The following is a 19853-nucleotide window of genomic DNA, read 5'->3' on the forward strand; positions in this document are numbered from 1 at the left end:
ATGTATATAGGAGAATCATTATCGCACTATGCAGAAACGCAGCCAGATACACCGGCTGTTTGTTTTGAACACACACAGATTACTTATAGGGAATTCCGGGATCACATCAAAGGAATATCCGATAGGCTTCTTCAAATATTAGGTGAGGGAAGAAGACGAAAAGTCGCTTTATGGCTAGGAAATAGGCCGGAATTCCTCGAAGCCTTTTTTGCGATTATTCGTCTCGGTTGGATCGCTGTCCCTTTAGATAGAAAATGGACGACGGCGGAATTGCGTCATGCCATGAGTATTGCCTGCCCTGATGCAGTGATTGCAGAGAATGATTCTTCTCCGGGATGGCAAGAAACTTTGGTAATACCGGTCGAACAGCTGTATCAGTATTCTGCCGGCAGTTCGAATTTGCCAAAGCCTCCGACAGAAGACGACCTTTTTTATTTGGGATTTACTTCAGGTACGACGGGAAAACCGAAAGGCTATGTTCGCAATCATGGTTCATGGCTTAAAAGCTTTTCCGCCGGAGAGACAGCCTTTGGTTTTCATAGCGGCCATAGCGTTTTGGCTCCGGGGCCTTTATGCCACTCTTTGTCGTTGTTTGCCGCTGTTCATGCCGTTCATGGCGGCAGCACTTTTTATATGCTTGAGTCGTTTGATGTGGACAAAGTCTGTCGTCTGTTGAAGCAAGGCTGTGTGGATATGCTGCATGTTGTCCCGACGATGCTGGAAAAAATAATGGCTCAATACCGATGGAAACCCATCATCCATCAAAGTGTCAAATGGATTTTGGCTTCCGGTGCTTATTGGGAGGAAAATTCAAAGGAGCGGGCAAAGCAGCTTTTTCCGCAGGCAAGATTGTTTGAATATTATGGAGCTTCGGAGCTAAGCTTTGTCGCTTATCAAGAATATCCGGCTGAAGAAAAAGGAAGCAAGCCATTTCCGGGTGTTCACATTCGCATTTGTGATCAAGCAGGACGGGATGTCGAACCGGGGGAAATCGGGCAAGTCTACATAGACAGCCCATTATTATTTTCCGGTTATGTAAAAGACGAGAACGAAACGAAAAAAGTGTTAACCCATTTTGGGGCCACTGTTGGCGATATGGGAAGAATGGATTCACAAGGCCGCCTTCATATTGTCGGGCGACGCAAAAATATGTTTAAAAGCGGAGGGCTGAAAGTTTACCCAGAGGAAGTAGAGCATGTCATTAAAAAGCATCCTTCGGTAGAAGAAGCGGTGGTCATTGGAATAAAGGACGAGTATTGGGGCGAAAAAGGCGTCGCGTGTGTGCAGTGGAGAAAAAAAGAATCGGAAGAAGAAATCAAGCGTTTTTGCAGGCAGCATCTCGCTGCTTACAAATGCCCAAAACAATGGGTTGAAATGGATCATTGGCCTTTGACCAAAAGCGGAAAAGTAGATCGCTTCACATTAAAACAGTGGCTGGAGAAGGTGTTGTCATGCCAAGAGCAGTGATTGTGGCAGCAAAAAGAAGTGCTGTTGGAAAAATTGGCGGAATTTTCCGTAATGTTCTGCCGGAAGTGTTGGCAGCGAAAGTGATTCAAGCGGTTTTAGAGGAATGCCCTATTCCCGCGGAAGAAATAGATGATGTGATTTTAGGGAACGTGGTGGGACCTGGAGGAAATCTTGCCAGGCTTTCCGCTTTAACAGCGGGTTTGCCTGTTGAAATACCGGGCATGACCATTGACCGTCAGTGCGGATCTGGATTGGAAGCTATTATTACTGCTTGCCGCTTCGTTCAGGCCGGTGCTGGAAATATCTATATAGCGGGTGGAGTGGAAAGTACTAGTCTGGCGCCATGGAAAATAGAAAAGCCAGCTTCTTTATATTCGGCGGCTGCTCCGCGAATTTATACACGCGCACGATTTTCTCCAGATTGGATCGGGGATCCGGAAATGGGGATCGCGGCGGAAAATGTGGCACGAGTGTATCATGTGAGCCGAGAAGAACAGGATGAGTATGCACTACGAAGCCATCAAAAAGCTGTCAAGGCCCAAGAAAATCAATTATTCGCTGAAGAAATTGTCCCGATAAACAATAAGAGTCAAGATGAATGTCCTCGTCCCGGACTTACTCTTTCTTTATTGAGAGCACTAAAGCCCGTTTTTCAAGAAGGCGGGACGGTGACAGCGGGGAATGCGTGTCCGATCAATGACGGGGCGGCCATCGTCCTTGTGATGTCTTTGGAAAAATGTCGCGAACTGAATCTGGAGCCGGTGATGGAATTTGTCGACAGTGCCGTAGCTGGAGTCGATCCGAATCTGCTTGGAATTGGACCGGTTCCAGCGGTAAAGAGATTGCTGCACAGAACGGGAATCAGCCTACAGGACATTGACTTGGTTGAATTTAATGAAGCTTTTGCTTCTCAAGTGATTGCTTCCATTCGCGAATTGGGGTTGCCGGAAGAAAAAGTGAATATTCACGGAGGCGCCTTAGCCATTGGACATCCTTATGGGGCATCAGGGGCCATTATTGTGACAAGGCTTTTTCATGAAATAAAGCGTGATTTTGGAGAAACGGGCCTTGCCACTTTAGGGATAGGCGGTGGAATTGGGCTTTCGGCTTTGTTTCAACGTTTCCGATCATGACCATTGATCATCCCCTTCTCCCGCACTGTATCCGTGAGCGGGAAAAGGGGATTTGCCGGACATAGGCTGGGTTTAAGATTTTAGAAAGTTGTTATATGGTCGGAAAGGGATTAAGGCACCTCATGTCCCATGGAGCTGTGAAGTATTTCGAACCATTGGTCGTGTGTTAATGTATGCTCTAAAGATCGGACCGCTTTTTGGATGCGTTCTTTTTTTCCGGACCCCACGATTGGCATAATCTTGGCCGGGTGGTTCAAAAGCCAGGCATACAAAACTTCGTCTATGCTCTCCGCTTGAATTTCCCGGGCAATTTTCGCTAATGTTTTTCTCATTCGCACTGCCTTTTTTTCTTGGGACGAGAAAATGGCGCCACCGCCTAAAGGCGACCAAGCCATAGGTGGTATCCGTTTTTTTAAGCAAAAATTCAAAGTACCGTCCTCGAAATTTTCTAAATGATAAGCGGAAAGCTCTAATTGATTGGTAATCAATTTTTCTTCTAAATAAGACTCAAGCATTTCAAATTGGTGGTCTTTGAAATTGGATACTCCAAAATAGCGAACTTTTCCGGCTTTTTTTAATTCGGCAAAGGCTTCGGCAGTTTGTTCGGGATCCATATACGGGTCGGGGCGGTGGATCAACAGTACATCAATGTAGTCAGTTTGAAAATTTTTTAATGACTGATCGACGGAACGAATGATATGTTTTTTGCTGGTGTTATAATGATGTGATAAATGTTTCGGCCGATTTGGCGAGGGAAGGACAATGCCGCATTTTGTGACAATTTCCATCTTTTCTCGCAAACTTGGCTTAAGGGCCAATGCTTCTCCGAATAGCGCTTCACATGTGTAGCTACCGTAAATATCAGCGTGGTCAAAGGTCGTAATGCCTAGTTCAAGACAATATTCAATGATTGAAAGAGTTTCTTCTTTTGATTTTTTCCAATCCGCCAACCGCCAATAACCGTGGATGATTCGAGAAAATGATAAATCACTGGCTAATTTTACTCTTTCCATTCATCATTCTCCTTCTGTGAATAAGATAAACGATAATACAGATTTATCTTAACCTTTCCAACATTTCCTGTCATTACCAAACCATTCGTGAACTATGCTTCTTTTTTGCTAATGGGAATTCATAATTGAGCTATAGCTAAGTTTTGAAATCATGACAAACCACGTGATTTTCTTTTGCTTTATCATTCATTATGGAGTGGTTAGTTTAACATTGGCGGTGAATTTGTGTATTTAAATGAATAGATGATCTTCTTGTCTTAGGACATAGAAGGGATGGATCATGAACGGCATCGTCAAAAGCAGTGCTTTTTCGAAATGAAATATCGCGAAAAAGAAGGAATTAGCAACGCAAAAGGAGAATTATATTCTGATATGGAAATTTAGAATAAAGGGGGATTCGACATGGAGAAATTTCGTGCCTTAGTGGCGGACAAACAGGAGGAGGCTTTTTCACTAAAGATAAAAGAGCTGACAAAAGAGGATCTTCCAGAAGGCGATGTTACGATAAAAGTTTATTATTCCAGCGTGAACTATAAGGATGGGTTGGCATCGATAAACAACAGCACAGTGGTTAGAAAATATCCTATGGTTCCGGGGATCGATCTGGCGGGGAAAGTTATTGAATCCAAAAATGATCGTTTCAAAGAAGGAGACGAAGTGTTAATTACGGGTTATGACTTAGGTGTGGCCCATTTTGGCGGATACAGCGAAGTGGCTCGTGTTCCCGCTGATTGGGTTGTTCCGTTGCCGAAAGGTCTTTCCATGAAGGAAGCGATGGCAATAGGCACGGCTGGTTTTACGGCTGCTCTTTCCGTCCATCGACTAGAGAAAAATCATCTTTCTCCAAGCCAAGGACGGGTATTGGTGGCTGGAGCGACTGGAGGAGTTGGAAGCCATGCCATTTCCATACTGAGCCGACTTGGTTATGAAGTAACGGCAAGTACTCGCAAAAAAGCGGAGCATGACTACTTAAAGCAGTTGGGTGCAAGCGATTTTGTTTCTCCAGAAGAATTTGTCATGCCTGAAAAACGCGCCTTGTTGAAGCAACAGTGGGCTGCCGCTGTCGATCCGGTCGGAGGACAATATTTGCCGTACATATTAGCGTCGATTCGATACGGAGGTTCTGTTGCTTTAAGCGGAATGACGGGTGGAACCAACTTTCAATCTACCGTATTTCCATTCATTTTGCGTGGGGTAAACTTGCTTGGCATTGATTCGGTCTTCTGCCCAATGGAGACTAGATTGCATCTCTGGGAGAAGTTGGCTGATGAGTGGAAACCGGATCATCTACTGGATTCGATCAGCCATGAAGTTACGCTCGATGAATTGCCGGATGTATTGGCTAAAATCTTAAGAGGCGAAATGCGCGGAAGAACGATTGTAAAGTTATAATCGTTGGAAAAATTTTTTAAGACCTAAAATCTAAAAATCTTTCAAAAAAAGGTAGGCACATATTATCATGCATAATATGTTTGCTTGCCTTTTTCTTATGAATGAATAAGCATTGGAGATTTTATAAGTTTTCAGGCAAATAATGTTGATACATGTTTAACGCATTGGTGTGTTTTTCTAAAACGGCAATGGTTTTTTGGATAGGTTTCGTATAGATGATGGGGAAATCTTTTTCGTCATACTTTTCTTGGATTGGAAATGCTAAGATTTCTTGATCGATAGAAAATTCTGCTTGCACTCCTGGTTTGTTTCCACGAGCATCTAGACGAATCCACCGATTGAATGAACGAAGAAAAACACCATTCAATGCATGAAGGGAATAACCCTTGTCAGGAGTATCAAATATCATAAGCCGTTGATAACAAAAACCTGTTGGTATTCGTTGCGATCTTAATAAAGCTGCTAATAAATTCGCTTTGGCGTAACAAATTCCTTCTTTATATCTAAGCACCTCAGACGCTTTACACGTAACTCTTGTGCTTTGTATATCCCACGAGTGCGAAATCTCATCTCTTACAAATTCAAATGCTATTTTAGTTTTTTCAATTTCTGACTGCCCTTCATAAAACAGTTCGTTCCTTTTTTTCTGAATGAGAGGGTGAGAAAAATTGACAACATCTAATTCTACTAGATAGTCCACTAAATTAGCTGACTCGGGAATTAACTCCATTTTTAGTTCCCCCTTATCAAATTTAATTTTACATAATTATTAGAACATTCGATCAAAAATACAATGATGAAATTAATTTAGGAAGGGTAACTAGCACCACGTTGAGTTTTTCGTGTCCGGGAATCGCAGGTGGATATACGAGGTCTTTTTCACGGATTAGAGGGAGAAAACGCCGCTTCGATAGCAAAAGAGATAAAGCCTATCAGCAGTGAATGCGTGCCAAAACAAAAAAATCATGGAAATCTGCAATTTCTACTTGAATTTTGGAGTAAATAGAGGTAAATTATATATTGGCCGTTGCGAAAAGCGGAAATTTCAATATCATGCTGGTGTAGCACAGCTGGTAGTGCACTTCACTCGTAATGAAGGGGTCGCAGGTTCGAGTCCTGTCACCAGCATAAACCCAGTAATATCAACGGTTTGAACGATTTCTAAACAATCAAATATGTAGTGGTCGGAAGCAGAATTTTTCCGACAAACAGAAGTCACTTCGCAGTCAAATGTGAGGTGACTTTTTTTGTGCTCATAAAGTTTGCTATTGAGGATTTTTTTGATGATAGAAAGTTCAACAATGTAACAGAAAACACTTTGACCACCTATCGTTATTATTTAAGAGATTTTCAAGAGTTTTGTCATGAGCATGAAGTTGTGAATGTGGAAGATATAACTCCTAACTTAGTCAAAAACTTTCTTGTCACTTGCCAAAAGAAAGGAAATAACGCCACAAGTATTAATTCCAAATTGGCACGTATTAGGGCTTTTTTAAATTACATGGTTGAATGTGATGTTATTAAAGAGAACCCAGCCAAAAAGGTTAAAAAAGCAAAAACGGATGTCAAAATTGATGTATTTACAGATCAGCAAATTAAACAAATGCTTTCTTATTACAGACGAATAAAACAACGAGAAAAAAGTTTATTCGCTTATCGTGATTACACGTTAATCGTTACCTTATTGGGGACAGGTCTTAGATTGCAAGAAGTAGTCAATTTAAAATGGTCGGATTTAGATTTTGAAAACTACACCCTTACTGTTTTTGGGAAGAATCGAAAACGTGAAATGATTCCCATTACAGAAAAGTTGGTTAAAGAATTATTGGCTTACCAAGTCTTTGTTAAAGGTTATTTTAAAGATAAGCAAATTGAATATGTTTTTACCAATATAAAAGGGAAACAAATGACAAAGAATGCAGTCCAATCAATCTTTAAAAGATTGTCAAAAATTATGAATTTTAAGAATGTTCGCTTGAGTTGTCACACTTTTAGACATACATTCTGTCAAAAACTTGCCATGTCTGGAATGTCAGCATTTGCTATCCAAAAACTGATGAGACACCAGGATATAAGTGTAACGATGAAATATGTTGCAATGTGGGGCAATGATTTAAAGGAACAAAATGATAAATACAATCCATTAAACAATTTAGATGTTTAGGAGGTTATCAATATTTGGAAGCATTCGGAACACTTATTTTCTTAAATGGGCAGTGGTTTTTAGAATTAGAAATTGGCGAATTGATTGCGCTTAACAATTCGTTCGTCATTAAAGATTTAACTGGTCAACAAATTTACCTAGATAATAAATTTGCAGGTAAACAAGTAGTCATCAGAAAGATGGTGGCCTAATGAAAACCGTAAAACTTACAGAAGACGAACTCATCACAATTAAAATTGCTTTATTTTCACACATTCAACAAATAAGAAAAGACATTCAACAAGCACAACAAGAAGGTAAAAATACAACGTTTCAGGAGTAAGTGCTAGCGGAAGCCCAACAAACATTTGAAGCATTAAATTCTGCAAATTAAGGAGGAAAAAACGAAATGAGACAGTTTGCTCATGGCAAAGGAAATTTTACCTTATTTTTTCCCACTAATTTTAATGAAGAAGAAATCAAAAATAAATTCGATCCTGATTCAATTTTAGATATTAAGTTAAATGTAACTTTGGCAGATGGTAGTGTACACACAATCGAAGCCTTTGAGCCACAATTTGAATGGCTGGAATTTGAGGAAGATTTAAGAATAAGCAATAAAGGTTAAAACAACAAAAAAAGGCTTAGAGGTGCTGCGAACACCTCTAAGCCCCTGATTCAGATATTAACGAAGTAAAAACTGAATAAGAAACATCCTATTCTGCCCTTATTATATTTGAAAAAAATTGTAAAATCAAGGGCTTAGTTTCCTATTGTCTTTTTTGGTAGGGTGTTTCAGTTGCGGTTGCCCAATAACGCAACTATAAAATAAACTGGTCAGGTCTGACTGAGCCACTGCAAATAATTCAGGATAGGACACACCAAGCATTTCCCTATTAATGCTGTGTCCGAATGGTGAAAGCCACCAATTTAAACGCTGATCGGAGGATGGGTAGTGCAATTACGGTTGCAGTAGGACATGCCACAAGTAACCATTCCTTTTCCGAGTCCTTAAGATAAAAAGGTAAGGGATTAATCAATTGAAAACGCCAAAGCGGTAAGATTGAAGGATTGGTGAAACTCTTAGGGCTACCTGACAGAGTAGGCATGTTTTGGAGAAATCCTTGCGACAAATAGGGATGATACGAAACGGATACCACAGTTCGATACGCTAAAAGTATTTAGATTATCATGTCGTCTATCCTGTTGCAAGATAATTTTTTATCTTGCAACAAGGTAGGCAACTTATGTCCGAGCCGTTGTCCACGTTCTCAATCTAAAAGCCACGACTCAAAACAAAAAGTCAAGCATAAAACATTAGGATTTACAATTTTGTTTTAATTTTTAACGTTATAACATAAAAAATTAAGGTTAATATCTAACGTAAAGGTATTCTGTTTATTAAAAGGTTATGTCAAAAAACTTATGTTATAAAGCAAAAAATTGAGGTAAAACTAGAATGGGCAAGACGGTTGGAGAGAATTGAGAGAGTTAAAGCAGAAGAGAGAAAAAAAGCGACACTTAAACAAAACGCAAGCACCGATACGGAAAATTTTCCGGAACGGAATGATTTGGGTGAGACTCGTGATATCGTAGCAACAAAAAGTGGTTTTGGTAGCGGAGAAAAATACTTGAGGTGGGTAAATTGCAAAAAATTTATGGTATTCCTCGATATTTACAAAATCAAAAACGTTGAAAAATCAACGAAAAATAAATGCGAGAAATAAAAAAGGATGTATTTATTAAGAAATGTCACTATTAGTGAGGAGGAATTTTAATACAGGAACGAAGTGGGTAAAATACAAAAATTAATCAATATTTGATCAGAAAAATTATTGGAAAATCAATGGGATTATATCAATTTACATAACTTTTATAAAAAATGTCCTTATTATTGAGAAGGAGTTTAACCAAAAAAGGTTATAATTAATAAAAAATGTCCCTATTAGTGAGGGGAGTTTAACCAAAAAAAGTTGACTTTAATAAAAAATGTCCTTATTAGTGTGGGGAGTTTTTTAACGTGGGTAATTTAACGTAAATGATGAATGTTGAACAGACAAAAAGGTAGTAAAATCAACGTGAAAATTTGAAAACACGATACTTATTGATAAATGTCACTATTAGTGAGGAAGATTTTAAAAATGATATATTTAATGGAAAATGTCTCTATTAGTGAGGGGATATTTGGTGGGTAAAGTTAAAATTTTTATCAATAAATCAGTTAACAAAACATTGAAAAATCAACTACTATATTTGAGTTTGTACCCTTTTAATAAAAAATGTCCCTATTTGTGAGAGGGATTTATTGAAGTGGGTAAAATGCAAAAAATATAGGTTGTCACTAAAATGACGACACTGAAAAATCAACAAAAAATAAGTGTGAAATTTGAATTTGCCCTTCTTTAATAAAAAATGTACTTATTAGTGAGAGGGTAAGAGTAGGTGGGTAAAAATTAAAAAATTTATCATTTTTGGACAAAAAAAGTATAGGGAAATCAATAAAATTTTATGGAGAATGGTACATTTTTTGAAAAATGTACTTATTAGTGAGGAGAGTTTTTCATTGATTGCTCACTTTGTTGTGAGCATTGAATGAAGGATTTTCCTTCGCAAAACGACAATGCGCGAATCTTTTGTGATTTTCATTTTTATTTACCTCCTATTTTTATATCGTCTTTTTTCTTAGAAGCAGTTTCAATTTTTTCTTTTTGTTTAGCCCCTTCTTCTTGGGGCTTTATTTTTTTGCTTAAAATTTTGTTAAATATTTTAATTTTTATTATATAAACGTATTGACAATTTTAATAAGGGGGTTCTAGGATGGCTGAAATTACTTCTCAAGCGTATCAAAATTTAAGAGATTATATTCAAGCAAATTGGAAATACATTGAGTTACAAGATGACAACGGAAATCCAATTATTCGTTTAAGTCCTGCTGATAGTCGGGTAACGTGGGTTCATAATGCAGGAGATCAAACTTTAAAATTACAAGCGATAATTAAAGGTTCTGACAGTGATATTACTAAACCTAAAACATTTGCAAAATCAGCAATTTATAATGTTGCTACGGGTGGCCAACCTTATTCAATTGAATCATTCACGCCATTTACGATTGAAAGTGATATGGATGAATTGACAGTTATTTACGAAATCCAAGTGCCGCAAGTTTAAAGGCGGTGATTATTAATGTTAGGTGCGGGAACTCAAGAGAATCCATTTATCATTAAAACACCAGCCGATTTGAACTCAATTAGAAATAATCTTTCAGCATATTATGAATTGGCAAATGACATTGATTTATCTAGTTGGGGTAATTGGACACCTATTGCTAACTTTGAAGGAAATATAGATGGTAAAGGGCATAAGATTATTAATTTAACCATCACAAATGGCCCAGGAGATAGCGGCTTTATTAGTAGTACAAATTCAAGTAAAACTTTTTTTATTAGAAATATTGGTTTCGAGAATGTAAATATTAATGCAACAGGTTATCGTGCAGGCGGTGTTGTGGGGATTGCATGGTCAAATGGAGGATTAATAGAAAATGTTTATGTTAAAGGTACAATTACGACTGATTATTATGCCGCTGGTTTAGCAGGGGTTGTGAGAGGAACAACAACTGTAAGAAACTGTTGGACAGACGTCAGAACACATGCAAGAGTTTATAGATCAGCGGGTTTTGTGTCTAGCACTGTAGATTCCCCAATGATTCAAAATTGTTATTCTTTGGGTAAAGCAACCGCAGGAAATACAGAATATGCAGGATTTATAACTGTTGTAGGCTCAAGTGTCTCAATTTCTTCGTGCTACTGGGACATAGAAAAAAGTGGAGTAACACAATCGACAGGTGGCATAGGAAAAACAACTGCACAAATGAAACAGCAATTAACGTATATTGGATGGGATTTTATTAATGTATGGGGCATAAATGGTGATTATCCTTATTTGCAAGTGTTTGGAACACCTGCAAGACCGCCACAACAGGTTTTATTTACAGTACAATCTTACATTAATCCTTTTTATTCAAAAATTAGTAAAACAAATAAAGCAATCAAACAAACACAATCGTTTTTAAATTCTATTCAGACGCTTTCAGAGCGTCATATAGCCACGAAAAGAATAAGTACGACATTTACCCTTCCCATTAAAACAAGCGTTCAGAAGTCAAACAGAACGGTCAGACGGGCTGTTTCCAATGTAAATACATATATTAGTCCTATTGCTTTGATTGTAGAACGTAAAACAAAGACGTTTAAACATTTATTGTCTTATGTTGATAATATTAAATCTAATGTAAACGTAATTGCTCCGATAAGAAATAAATCTGTAAATGCTTATGTATCCATTATTGAAAATCCTTCAATTATACAATTTGAAGATAATCTTTCTAATTTATACGCAATCAAAAATCCTTCCACAGTGGAGGTGATTAACTAAATGGCACTTGCAGGGGATACGATTAGATTAAAATGTCATTTTAAAACGTTTGATGGGCAATCAGTTGAGCCAACAGACGTGAAATTAACTATTTATGATTCCAATAAACAACAAATTGAACAAATTACTCTTACAGACAGCGATAAAGAAAATATCGGTGTCTATTTTTATGATTATGTTTTACCCGATGACAAACCCGAAATCATTTTCGAGTTTCGAGGGTTATACAACGAAAAACCTATCCTTTCAAGAGGAAAGGTGAAAATTCAATTTAATAAATAGGAGGTAAGAAAATGGAGAAAAAACAAATTCAAGAGCAACAAGGACAACATGAGCAACAGCAAGAACAACATATGGAAACAGTTTTAAAAGAAGATTATGACAAAGTAGTCGCTGAACTAGAGGAAGTAAAATCAAAACTTCCTAAAGAATTAACAGATGAAGAAAAAGCAATTAAAGCAAAAGAAAAGGAACTTTTTGATAAGGAAGTAAAACTTACTTTAAAAGAAGAAGGTTTAGAAGCGTTTGCGGATATTGTAAAAGTAAACGATAAAAAAGAATTAAAAGATGTAATTAAATTACTAAATAAAATTGTAAATGACATTAAAGTATCAATGGGCTATGTGCCAAGTGATCATAAACAACAAACTGAATACGATATGTATGCTCAAAAGAAGGATACTAAAGGAATGATTAGCACTAAACTGGCTAATCTTTTTAAATACTAATAATTAAAGGAGATTGATAAATTATGTTTAAATCGTCAAATTTTACAAATGCGGAACAAGTTTCTTTGTCTCAAGAAATTGCTTTGATTGGAGTCCAAGCAACACCTTTAACTTCTTTGTTATTGTCTAAAGGTACAGAAAAAGCAACGTCCACTGTTTACACATGGCGGGAAAAGACGCTCGATAAAACAGATGACATTTCGGCTGTAGAGGGAGACGAAACGACAGTATTCCAGGAATCTGCAAGACGTGAATTAAACAACGTGCTTCAAATTTTTAAAAAGGGTGCTAGTATTAGTGGCACTGCATTAGCCATGAAATCTACTCAATTTGCGGAGGAAGTGGCAGATAGGCTACTCGAATTAAAAATTAATATGGAAAAAGCATTGATAAACTCACTTAAAAATGATGGTTCTACATCTCCATTTATTCGCAGAATGTCTGGATTAATTGAGTTTGCAGAACCATCAAATGCTGTTTCTGTTACTGGTGCAGTTACGGAAGATACAATCAAACAAGCAATGCGTAAATTGTGGGAACAAGACTTGGCTGAAGGTAGTTATTATTGCTTGGTAAATGCTGATATTAAAGAGCAAATTGATAGTATCTATAAAGATAGATACAATTATAATCACTTGACAACAAATTTTGGTTTAGTTGTTGATTCGATCAACACGAACTATGGAACGGTCAATATTGCATTGTCCAAACATGTTCCAGCAGATAAGGCCATTTTCTTTAATGATTCCTATTTAAACTTGGCTTATTTGCGTGAACCTGTATTTGAACCACTGGCAAAAACTGGAGACAGTGTAAAAGGGCAAGTTGTAGCAGAAGCCACTCTTAAAGTCGCTTCTCCAAAAGCAGTTGCAGTTTTAACAGTTTCTGAATAATCAATACATAACTACGATAGCAAATGAGGTTTTCGCAAATTTCGATTTTGCTATCTTTTCTATCTTCCACAATACTAAAAAATTTGCAAGCAACAGGCGAAGAGGTTTGCAGTTTTCGATTCGCTGTTGTAACTAACGCAGCATTAAAAAAACTGCATTTCGGCATATAAAATGGAAGTAGTTTGAGGGCAGATTATCTGTCCTCTCTTTTTTTAAATCAAAAAAATTCAAATTTTTAATTCTTTGTTGGAGGTGAATATAAAAATGAATATCAAATTGTGTGATGAGTATCATTTAAAACGCAGGAAAAAGGAGATCAAACTTAAGGAATTAGCCGAATATGTTGGATGTTCAATTGCGTTGCTTTCTAAATACGAAAGTGGGAAATCAGGAATGAAGAAAGAAAAAGTGGAATTGTATAGAGAATATATAGATAACAAATAAGTAGAAAAAATAAAAAAAGCGGAGGTGAAAAAGTGAAGGTGACAAAAGATTCGTCATGACCACTCCTTTTACTTCAAAAAAATCTAATTGGAGTAAAAGGAGTTTCTTATTATCGTTTTTAATAATAAGAGGTTATTGATGTTTATATTTTATTATTTTGTCGTTTTGTTTTGGGAGTTTAGGAGTGGGAGAATTTTCTGTTCTTTCACTGTTACATGAAAGATAAACTAAAAAAACTTTTTCCTGCTTGGTGTAGTGATTATACACAAGCACAAAATACGATTGTTTTAACAGATGATTTAGACTCTCTTTTAGGTTGTGCTATAGAAAAGTATATCAAAGGCAATGACATTAATTATTTTTACAATTTTAACAAGTTGTATGTTGCTGATAGAACAGATAAACGAAAAGCGATAGGAATTGATTTAGCCTTGCACTTTGGTAAGTCATGGTGCAATCATGTTGTGAGAATTAATGAAAATGATTATGTGAATCCACAAACTGCAAATATCAATGCTTTATTGAATATTAATAAAGGGAATTATTTCAAAAAATATGCTATGTCTACAACATTAACTATGTGGAGTTATTATGGCTTACCTTTACCAAAAACAGATGAAGGAAAAATGATACTTCTTGCAGTTGATAGTAGTTATTTGGGTCATTATGATGACAGATTTAAAGATGTACATACTGCATATTTAAAGTTATTAGAATTTGAGGAATTAATTGATTTGCTGAATAATACATATAAATTTGAATTTGAGGAAATTCAAGGCAAATACAAATTGAAATCTAAAATAAATTTGAATAGTGAAGGTTATCTTGAAACAAAATTGCCCCTTGCAAAATTGCAGGGGTTTTTTGATTTTCCAATAGAATTGCCGACAAAACAATTTACTTTGAGAAATCAATTTAAGGAAGATATAGGCGATACATACAATATTCATTCAAAAGAACAATTAGGAAATATAATAAGTTTTGCTTTAACTGGTAGAAAGAAATTTAAATATACATACCAACCAAAATGAAAAGGAGTCCCAAAAATGAAAGGTTATTTTTTCGTATATGATCGTAAATTAAAAAATCATTTATCGAATAAGGGCTTTACATTTATAACCCACGCCTTAAGCATTAAAGATAATCGAGAGTTTTGGTTATTTACAATAACTGATAAATTACAAGAATCCATCAAGGAATTCAAAGAAAGAAAAAACATGCCCAAAAAGGCATGAAATTTCTTAGAAAATATATTTTTGGAAAAATCATGCCCATTTTGGCATGGTATTATTGAAAAATCCTGCCCAAATTGGCATAATATTTCTTAGTAAAAAGAAAAATCCTGCCAAAATGGGCAGGATATTGCCTAGTATTACATTTAGACTTATGTTTACAAGATTACTTACTACAAGATTAAACGAGTAAGTGGTAGTAGTAAGTAACTTAAAAAAATAATTGAAAAGGAGTCATTATTATGAAGAATCCATCTATCCAATATTATAACGTGTTTGCAGAGGAAAATTCAAGGTATCATTTGTCGATTGAGGAATTGTATTTGTATGGTCTCTTAAGCACAATAAAAAATAAACAACAAGTAACAATCACAAATGTAGACGTTATCCATCAATTTTCACCGATTAATTTTTTTAGTAGAGAAAAAGAATCAAAGCAACGTATTAGACAACATTTATTATCACTTAAAGAAAAAGAAGTCATTCACTTTGAGAATGAAACGATGATTGATAATAAATCACTGTTAATCATTTCTTTTATGAACGATTTAAAAGATGATTCCGTTGGCAAGGGAGTAAAAGGCTTTGAGAATGTTGATTTTGTTAAATTTAATTCATTTTCAACTATGATGGAACATTATATTTACTTCACAGTCAAACGGTTTGATAAACTCGGTGGCTTTACCTGTGATTATAAAAGATGGGCAAAAATTTTAGGATGTACCGAAAGAACAGCAAAAGAAAAAATCAAAGAAGCAGTCAAAAAGCAAATCATTTATAAAAATATCGGAGATTACAAAGAAGAAAAATTGAATAATCGTGATCAGAAAAAGCAAGATAAAAACACATATAAGACGATTCCTTTTAGTAACGAAGAAAAGAGTTTCCAAACCAAAAAGGTTGAAATAGTTCAAGCAAACGAAAAAAGAGCCAATAAAATCAAAAATGGTTTTCATCCTGATGATTATACAGAGGAAATAAAAGAAGCCATGTATTTCTTTAAGACGTATGAGGATGAAGATGGAGATGTCTTTCCTTCTGCTGAACATTATACAACCTATTTCAAAGTTAAGGATAATGTAAAGGATAGAGAGCCGAGTGGATTGGAAAAAGAATTCATCAAAGTTGCTGAAAGACGCATAAATTATTTAAAAAATAATCCTCAATTTCATATTGAATTTGAAGAGGGTAGACAACTGTATGAGGAAGAAAAAGGAATAAATAAGTCAACAAATCCATCTGATGAATATGTTGACTTATTGAATGAAAGTTTAGAAATGGATAATACTCAAAAGAAAACAAAAGAACAACTTATTAATATTGAAGAAATATTTTAAGATTGTCCGCATTTAGGACAATCTTTTTTATTTAACAAAATTAATTAGGAGATGGTAAACAATGAATATATACGAAGCCTTAAAGCAAATTAACTGGAAGAAAAGAGAGTATTTTAAATATAAATTTCCAGATTTGCGGTGGGACAAATCAATTCCACCTAAAACTAAAGAGGATTTTTTACGTTATGTAGGCAACAAGACAATCAATTCCTTTGAGCGATGGGAGAAAACTCAAGAGTTTAAAAATTTGGTCATGCTTTATTTGGAAACAAAAGTGGCTGATGACTTTAAGGAAATTTACTCAATCGTTGTGGATAAAAGCAAAAAAGGTGATGAAAAAGCGATCAAATTGTTTTTACAGTTACAAAAAGAAGTGCAACAGAATGCCAAAATGGCGGCTAAAACATTTGAAATGGTTGAGGATGAGCAAGAAGAACAGGAAGAAGAGGATGAATTGATTCTTGATTAATGGGTGTCTATATTGACACTCTTTTTTCTTTTGGAGGTGAAATGATGAAGGTTAAAACTAAACAAAGTAGAGCATTAAAAAAAGTAATGGGGGATTTTAGGTTATTCTGCAAGAATTTTGTGAAAATCGTTGACAATAATGGCGATACGGTTTCATTCGTTCTGCATAAAGAACAAGAAGAATTTATTAATAATTTGGGCAAAATGACAATTTGTTTAAAAGGACGCCAAATCGGGATCTCAAGTGTCGTCCTTTGTTATATGCTTTGGCAGGCAATACGTAAACCAAATACAAACTATTTGATAATAACTCATCATAATAAAGTTAGTAAGGCATTGTTTAATAAATTAAAATTCTATTATAAAAATCTTCCTCATGATAAATACCCAGAACTATTCCCTACTGTTTTATTGGATAATCGGGAGGAATTCAAACTAAGTAATGGCTCAATGATAAGCATAGGCACAGCGAACGGTACAGATAACATTTCAGGTGTGACTTGGCAAATGGTGGAATTTTCGGAGATGTCGAAATGGCCAAATGATGAGATAAAAGAAGAATTATTGACTACTGCTACATTTGCATTAGCCAAAAATGAGGATTCTAAAATTATAATCGAATCAACTGGGCTAGGTTATGATTATTTTGCAGAATTATTCCTTAAAGCATATAGACAAAAGGATAGTGTATGGAAACCTATATTTTTTAATTGGCTTGCAGATGGTTACAATCTTTTATATAAGCACTCTTTTCAAGAAGCCGAAGCGTGGTATAAAGCAAATAATGGCGGCAGAAGATTGACTTATGACGATTTAGACAAAACAGAAAGAGAATTACACGATAAATACGGTGCTACATATAAACAACTCATGTACAGACGTTGGGAAATAATGAGAGGTTCAGAGCAAAAATTTAATCGGGAACTACCAACGATTCCCGATCATGCTTTTGCTGGAACGTCACAAAGTATTTTTGATACGAATAAGATCATTGAACGTCTACAAAATGTCATTCCGCCACTATCAACGAATGAAATATATGATGAGTTACCAGACGTTTTGAAACCATACATAAACAAGAATCTATTTATCTTCCATATGCCTAAGAAAGGTGTTAGGTGCTATGGAGGTGTGGACGTGGCTTCGGGAGCAGGTAATCAAACAGATAATTCAACAATTGCTATATACGACGCAGACGGTCAGCAAATGGCTTCTTTTTATGCAAATGATGTTCCTGTCTATAAATTTGCGGAAATCGTAAACGAAGTAGGCAGGTTTTTTAATTATGCTTTCTTATGTGTTGAGAGGAATTCATATGGTTTGCCTTTGCTGGAAAGATTGCGGAAAGAATATGGCTATATGAATTTACTTAAACAGAAAGTATTCGATCAAAAGGGGAAACGTAAATTACAGTTAGGCTTCATGACTACAAATACAACAAAGCCTATTATAATCAATGATCTAAAGGAAAATTTTGAGTTGGGGCTTATTAATATTAATTGCGTGCAAACATTAGAAGAAATGAAAATTTATCAAGAAGATAGCAACGGAAAAATGGGTAATAAAAAGGGCGCTAATTTACATGATGACTTAGTAATTGCCAATGCTATGGCATGTCAAGCGATGAAACAAAGTAAATATTACGTTGATATTTAAAGGATGATTTATTATGTTAAGTCATTTTTTTATTTAAAAAGGGGGAATATTAAATTGAATAGTAAACTGAAACAATATATAAGAGATAAATATGATAATCAATCTGATTGGTTTGTTCAAGAGGTTGAATCAGTGACGAATCAACAAAGAATTTTAGACGTTATAAATAAAAAAGAATACTTAAATGGAAAGCATAAGATTTTACAAAGAGAATCCTATAAGTATAACGGAAAGGAATTTAATCCTAGAAAGATTGTTTTACAATATGCTAAAACTTTGCTTAATTTCCAACAAAACTATCTTTTGGGCAATCCTATCACTCTTACTGGAAATGAGAAGGTTGTTAAAGAGTATCAAACGGTTAATAGAAAAGGGAAATATGACAGGATAAACCAAAAGGTATTTGACAAAGTTTTAAAGTATGGACAAGTGGCAGAATACGTTTATTTAGATAATGGGATTATTAAATCAAAGATAATTGACCCATCAGAAGGTTGTCCTATATATGACCATGAAAACAATTTAATTGCCTTTGTAGAAGCATACATAAGTGATGGGATTAGTTATTATAATGTGTTCAATGGTGACACAGTGGAACAATACAGTGATGAAGGCGGAAATCTAAAACTAATTGATAAAAAGGTGTCATTAAGTGGACTACCTATCATTTACCACAATGTGAATGAATTAAGTGAGGTTGAAGGGAAATCAGATTTGGATGATTGGATTAGTATTTTGGATGGGCTTGAAGATATTTTATCAAAATATATGGATGCCACATACAAATTTATCGATCCAATATTTATTATTCAAGGGCAGTCACTTCATGGAGAACCGTTTCCAAGTGACGTGATTGGCAAAGGTATTCATTTAGATGACACGGCAGACGCAAAATATATTAGTAATCAATTAGATCATAAATCATTCGAGACCGTTTTTAAAACGCTGGTTCAATCGTTGTTAGACATTGCTCAAGTGCCAGCAGTGTCAATGAATAAGACAGACATATCAAACCTTAGTGAAGTATCTATTCGTTTGTTATTCTCATTGGCAAATGTTAAGGCAGGAATAAATGAACAATTTATGCGTGAAGGCATAGAGCAACGTTTTAATAAGATCAGACAATTGTTAGAATTACAAGGAATAGTTTTTAGTGATGAAGAATACGAAACATTAGATTTTGTATTCCATTACAATATGCCATCAAATGACAAAGAGGTTATCGAGAACTTGCAAATGCTTAATAATATGGGCGCAATTAGTTTGGAAACAATATTAGCAAAGAATCCATACGTTAATGATGTGAATACGGAAATAAAACGACTAAAAGAGAATAGTTTGGGAAATAATTCGGGAAATAATTTTGTAAATAATAACGGAAATGTTAATAGCAACCGAATTGTGGATACTGTGGATAATGTGGATAACTCAAAAAATAATTAATTAGTTGAATATTTTTATGGAAATGTTGAAATATCTTGTAAATGGAAAAATGGGGTTATGTCCAGTTTCG

The 19853-nt window shown here is 35.4% G+C and carries 22 protein-coding genes and 1 tRNA gene; 21 read left to right on the plus strand and 2 right to left on the minus strand.

All coding sequences use genetic code 11. From position 1 onward, the window contains the following. Together NST12_RS01665 and NST12_RS01670 are read left to right on the plus strand one after the other, a co-directional pair. A complete protein-coding gene (locus NST12_RS01665; RefSeq protein WP_341027880.1) occupies positions 1-1467 on the plus strand; it encodes an AMP-binding protein in 1467 nt (488 codons plus the stop codon). Then, complete coding sequence (locus tag NST12_RS01670; protein ID WP_270584300.1) at positions 1452-2600, plus strand: thiolase family protein; 1149 nt, start codon at positions 1452-1454, stop codon at positions 2598-2600. The genes NST12_RS01665 and NST12_RS01670 overlap by 16 nt, the downstream gene beginning before the upstream one ends. Before the next feature lie 110 nt (positions 2601-2710). Here NST12_RS01670 and NST12_RS01675 read toward each other — a convergent pair whose 3' ends face one another. Further along, positions 2711-3613, minus strand: coding sequence for an aldo/keto reductase (locus tag NST12_RS01675; protein WP_340396950.1), 903 nt, complete (start codon positions 3611-3613; stop codon positions 2711-2713). 402 nt (positions 3614-4015) lie between these two features. On the opposite strand from NST12_RS01675, the gene NST12_RS01680 reads away from it, so the two are divergent. Then, entirely contained in the window at positions 4016-5005 is a 990-nt protein-coding gene (locus NST12_RS01680) for an NADPH:quinone oxidoreductase family protein (RefSeq protein WP_341027884.1), read from the plus strand. A gap of 121 nt (positions 5006-5126) precedes the next feature. Here the strand turns inward: NST12_RS01680 and NST12_RS01685 are convergent, their stop codons facing one another. Next, positions 5127-5735 (minus strand): transglutaminase-like domain-containing protein, encoded by a 609-nt coding sequence (locus NST12_RS01685; RefSeq protein ID WP_048622508.1) that lies wholly within the window; start codon positions 5733-5735, stop codon positions 5127-5129. A gap of 325 nt (positions 5736-6060) precedes the next feature. On the opposite strand from NST12_RS01685, the gene NST12_RS01690 reads away from it, so the two are divergent. From NST12_RS01690 to NST12_RS01775, 18 genes are all read left to right on the plus strand, one after another. Then, positions 6061-6133: transfer RNA gene (locus tag NST12_RS01690), tRNA-Thr, on the plus strand. Between the two features lie 121 nt (positions 6134-6254). Beyond that, entirely contained in the window at positions 6255-7169 is a 915-nt protein-coding gene (locus NST12_RS01695; RefSeq protein WP_341100088.1) for a tyrosine-type recombinase/integrase, read from the plus strand. 14 nt (positions 7170-7183) lie between these two features. Further along, positions 7184-7360: a hypothetical protein gene (locus tag NST12_RS01700; RefSeq protein ID WP_341100089.1), complete on the plus strand. Its 177-nt coding sequence runs from the start codon at positions 7184-7186 to the stop codon at positions 7358-7360. Next, a complete protein-coding gene (locus NST12_RS01705; RefSeq protein ID WP_341100090.1) occupies positions 7360-7491 on the plus strand; it encodes a hypothetical protein in 132 nt (43 codons plus the stop codon). Before NST12_RS01700 ends, NST12_RS01705 begins: the two co-directional genes overlap by 1 nt. Before the next feature lie 66 nt (positions 7492-7557). Next, a complete protein-coding gene (locus NST12_RS01710) occupies positions 7558-7776 on the plus strand; it encodes a hypothetical protein (RefSeq protein WP_341100091.1) in 219 nt (72 codons plus the stop codon). 844 nt (positions 7777-8620) lie between these two features. Beyond that, complete coding sequence (locus tag NST12_RS01715; RefSeq protein WP_341100092.1) at positions 8621-8875, plus strand: hypothetical protein; 255 nt, start codon at positions 8621-8623, stop codon at positions 8873-8875. A 1090-nt stretch (positions 8876-9965) separates the two neighbouring features. Further along, positions 9966-10316, plus strand: coding sequence for a hypothetical protein (locus tag NST12_RS01720; RefSeq protein WP_341100093.1), 351 nt, complete (start codon positions 9966-9968; stop codon positions 10314-10316). Between the two features lie 15 nt (positions 10317-10331). Continuing rightward, entirely contained in the window at positions 10332-11582 is a 1251-nt protein-coding gene (locus NST12_RS01725) for a GLUG motif-containing protein (RefSeq protein ID WP_341100094.1), read from the plus strand. Continuing rightward, the gene (locus NST12_RS01730; RefSeq protein WP_341100096.1) at positions 11583-11864 is read left to right on the plus strand and encodes a hypothetical protein; all 282 of its coding nucleotides are present in this window, start codon (positions 11583-11585) and stop codon (positions 11862-11864) included. Positions 11865-11875: 11 nt separating this feature from the next. Next, complete coding sequence (locus tag NST12_RS01735) at positions 11876-12310, plus strand: hypothetical protein (protein WP_341100097.1); 435 nt, start codon at positions 11876-11878, stop codon at positions 12308-12310. Positions 12311-12333: 23 nt separating this feature from the next. Continuing rightward, positions 12334-13203 (plus strand): DUF5309 domain-containing protein, encoded by an 870-nt coding sequence (locus NST12_RS01740; RefSeq protein ID WP_341100098.1) that lies wholly within the window; start codon positions 12334-12336, stop codon positions 13201-13203. Between the two features lie 264 nt (positions 13204-13467). Continuing rightward, on the plus strand, positions 13468-13647 hold the full coding sequence (locus NST12_RS01745) for a helix-turn-helix domain-containing protein (RefSeq protein ID WP_341100099.1): 180 nt from the start codon (positions 13468-13470) through the stop codon (positions 13645-13647). Positions 13648-13862: 215 nt separating this feature from the next. Next, positions 13863-14678 carry a hypothetical protein gene (locus tag NST12_RS01750; protein WP_341100100.1) on the plus strand — a complete coding sequence of 272 codons (816 nt, stop codon included), beginning with the start codon at positions 13863-13865 and terminating at the stop codon, positions 14676-14678. Positions 14679-14693: 15 nt separating this feature from the next. Beyond that, entirely contained in the window at positions 14694-14882 is a 189-nt protein-coding gene (locus tag NST12_RS01755) for a hypothetical protein (protein ID WP_341100101.1), read from the plus strand. A gap of 239 nt (positions 14883-15121) precedes the next feature. After that, complete coding sequence (locus NST12_RS01760) at positions 15122-16216, plus strand: hypothetical protein (protein ID WP_341100102.1); 1095 nt, start codon at positions 15122-15124, stop codon at positions 16214-16216. A gap of 61 nt (positions 16217-16277) precedes the next feature. Next, entirely contained in the window at positions 16278-16685 is a 408-nt protein-coding gene (locus NST12_RS01765) for a hypothetical protein (protein ID WP_341100103.1), read from the plus strand. 44 nt (positions 16686-16729) lie between these two features. Then, entirely contained in the window at positions 16730-18340 is a 1611-nt protein-coding gene (locus NST12_RS01770) for a DNA packaging protein (RefSeq protein ID WP_341100104.1), read from the plus strand. 54 nt (positions 18341-18394) lie between these two features. Further along, positions 18395-19783 carry a phage portal protein gene (locus tag NST12_RS01775; RefSeq protein WP_341100105.1) on the plus strand — a complete coding sequence of 463 codons (1389 nt, stop codon included), beginning with the start codon at positions 18395-18397 and terminating at the stop codon, positions 19781-19783. Positions 19784-19853: the final 70 nt, after the last annotated feature.

Origin of the sequence: Bacillus sp. FSL W8-1127, assembly GCF_038006725.1 — a bacterium.
GTDB lineage: Bacteria > Bacillota > Bacilli > Bacillales > DSM-4216 > Bacillus_O > Bacillus_O smithii.

Excerpts from the sequence above, each read along its gene's own strand:
- NST12_RS01665 (WP_341027880.1), top strand. The coding sequence starts at position 1 with ATGTATATAGGAGAATCATTATCGCACTATGCAGAAACGCAGCCAGAT.
- NST12_RS01670 (WP_270584300.1), top strand. The coding sequence starts at position 1,452 with ATGCCAAGAGCAGTGATTGTGGCAGCAAAAAGAAGTGCTGTTGGAAAA.
- NST12_RS01710 (WP_341100091.1), top strand. The coding sequence starts at position 7,558 with ATGAGACAGTTTGCTCATGGCAAAGGAAATTTTACCTTATTTTTTCCC.
- NST12_RS01720 (WP_341100093.1), top strand. The coding sequence starts at position 9,966 with ATGGCTGAAATTACTTCTCAAGCGTATCAAAATTTAAGAGATTATATT.
- NST12_RS01745 (WP_341100099.1), top strand. The coding sequence starts at position 13,468 with ATGAATATCAAATTGTGTGATGAGTATCATTTAAAACGCAGGAAAAAG.
- NST12_RS01750 (WP_341100100.1), top strand. The coding sequence starts at position 13,863 with ATGAAAGATAAACTAAAAAAACTTTTTCCTGCTTGGTGTAGTGATTAT.
- NST12_RS01725 (WP_341100094.1), top strand. The coding sequence starts at position 10,332 with ATGTTAGGTGCGGGAACTCAAGAGAATCCATTTATCATTAAAACACCA.
- NST12_RS01755 (WP_341100101.1), top strand. The coding sequence starts at position 14,694 with ATGAAAGGTTATTTTTTCGTATATGATCGTAAATTAAAAAATCATTTA.
- NST12_RS01685 (WP_048622508.1), bottom strand. The coding sequence starts at position 5,735 with ATGGAGTTAATTCCCGAGTCAGCTAATTTAGTGGACTATCTAGTAGAA.
- NST12_RS01770 (WP_341100104.1), top strand. The coding sequence starts at position 16,730 with ATGAAGGTTAAAACTAAACAAAGTAGAGCATTAAAAAAAGTAATGGGG.
- NST12_RS01740 (WP_341100098.1), top strand. The coding sequence starts at position 12,334 with ATGTTTAAATCGTCAAATTTTACAAATGCGGAACAAGTTTCTTTGTCT.
- NST12_RS01760 (WP_341100102.1), top strand. The coding sequence starts at position 15,122 with ATGAAGAATCCATCTATCCAATATTATAACGTGTTTGCAGAGGAAAAT.
- NST12_RS01730 (WP_341100096.1), top strand. The coding sequence starts at position 11,583 with ATGGCACTTGCAGGGGATACGATTAGATTAAAATGTCATTTTAAAACG.
- NST12_RS01765 (WP_341100103.1), top strand. The coding sequence starts at position 16,278 with ATGAATATATACGAAGCCTTAAAGCAAATTAACTGGAAGAAAAGAGAG.
- NST12_RS01735 (WP_341100097.1), top strand. The coding sequence starts at position 11,876 with ATGGAGAAAAAACAAATTCAAGAGCAACAAGGACAACATGAGCAACAG.
- NST12_RS01705 (WP_341100090.1), top strand. The coding sequence starts at position 7,360 with ATGAAAACCGTAAAACTTACAGAAGACGAACTCATCACAATTAAAATT.
- NST12_RS01675 (WP_340396950.1), bottom strand. The coding sequence starts at position 3,613 with ATGGAAAGAGTAAAATTAGCCAGTGATTTATCATTTTCTCGAATCATC.
- NST12_RS01680 (WP_341027884.1), top strand. The coding sequence starts at position 4,016 with ATGGAGAAATTTCGTGCCTTAGTGGCGGACAAACAGGAGGAGGCTTTT.